The sequence below is a fragment of the Psychrobacter sp. 1U2 genome (assembly GCF_051847575.1).
This window is the reverse complement of the sequence record NZ_JBPYDC010001205.1, coordinates 1-668: the sequence shown is the minus strand read 5'-3', so window position 1 is coordinate 668 and position 668 is coordinate 1. Positions and strand designations below refer to the sequence as shown.

Annotated in this window: 1 protein-coding gene; it reads left to right on the top strand. The window is 37.1% G+C overall.

Features of this window, described 5'->3' with window-relative positions; translation table 11 throughout:
* A partial coding sequence (locus ACS8FD_RS21225; protein ID WP_439277323.1) for a S1 RNA-binding domain-containing protein occupies window positions 1-284 on the top strand: 284 nt, incomplete at its 5' end.
* Window positions 285-668 lie beyond the last annotated feature (384 nt).

The following is a 668-nucleotide window of genomic DNA, read 5'->3' as shown; positions in this document are numbered from 1 at the left end:
CTATTGGTAAAATCGAAGCATTGACGGCTGAAGTTGAAGTTGGTAAAACTTACGAAGGTACGGTCGCTCGTATCGTTGACTTCGGCGCGTTCGTTAACGTCTTGCCAAACACAGATGGTCTCGTGCATATCTCACAAATTGCAGAAGAGCGTGTAGAGAATGTATCAGATTATCTAAAAGAAGGTCAGACGGTTAGTGTCTTGGTTCAAGACGTTGATAACCGTGGTCGCATTAAGTTGACTATGAAAGGTATTGAGCAAGGTACAGCAACAACTGCTGAATAAGTAGCTTAATTTGATATAAAAAACCGCTCTGAACTGTTAGTAATAGCAGTCAGGGCGGTTTTTTGTTTTTGGATAATTGGAAAGTTTTTTTAAACTGTAATGTTGGTTATCATAATTTTACTGAGCCAGTAGACTATTCCCTAGAGAGGACTTGGATTTTAGGCTATAGGCTAATGGTGTCAAAGGTTCGAGTTATTCAAATAGCTACAATGTACTTCATAGTGTTTTTCCATCAGTTACATAGAATGTGAAATACTCTACACAGATGATAATGCAGTATAATTTAGTTCATGCCTTTTAACTTATTTACTGTCGGTACCAGTATTTAAATTAAGGATATCAATTTTCTCTCAGGTCATCTGAACTTAATTGCGGATCTTTGAT